The sequence below is a fragment of the Hymenobacter agri genome, assembly GCF_054778495.1.
The window spans coordinates 1-664 of record NZ_BAAGZM010001190.1; the positions used below are offsets into that span (position 1 = coordinate 1).

Consider the following 664-nt stretch of genomic DNA (forward strand, 5'->3'; position numbering starts at 1 on the left):
ATACTTATGAGGGCCGTATCGGCCACCCCGGCCAGGGCGCGCAACGTGCCCAGCTCGCGGCGGTAGGCCAGGCGGTTCTGCTCCACCGTCACCTCCTGCGTGCGCACCGAGAGGTAGAAGCTCAGGTACTGCGTCTGCTTGAAAATGCCGCCGTTCACCAGCTGGCGCAGCATCTTATCCTGCTCGCGCAGCTGGGCCAGCAGCGTGCGGCTGAAGCTGAGCTGGGTTTCGGCGGCGTAGGCGGTCAGGAACTGGTCGGTGATGCTGCGGCGCAGGTCCAGGGCCGAGAGGCGGCCGGTGTTGCGCAGCACCTGGCCTTGGTTGCTGATAATCTGGTAGTCGTTCTGAAGCTGGAAGCTGTTCAGAATGGGCTTGCTGGCCTGGGCGATGGCGGCGTAGTTGCCGCCGTTGGAAATGGCGTTGTCGTAGCCCAGCACGCTCTCGCCTTGGCTGTTGGTGATGCTGGGGTAGTACAGCGCCGAGCCAATGCCAGCCACCTGCACGCCGTTCTGGCGGGCCCGCACCAGGCTGTCGATACGGTTCTGGGCTACCTGATTGGCGGTTTCGCGCAGCAGCGGGCTGTTCTGGCGGGCCACCAGCAGAAAATCTTCCAGCCGGTGCGGGCTGGCGGGGGCCGCGGGCACGGCGGGCAACGGGGCCAACT

Annotated in this window: 1 protein-coding gene; it reads right to left on the reverse strand. The window is 66.0% G+C overall.

Annotated features, from left to right (window positions below):
- The coding region (locus tag ACYVDE_RS25260) for a TolC family protein (RefSeq protein ID WP_460504267.1) at nucleotides 1-644 on the reverse strand (644 nt) is incomplete at its 3' end.
- Nucleotides 645-664 lie beyond the last annotated feature (20 nt).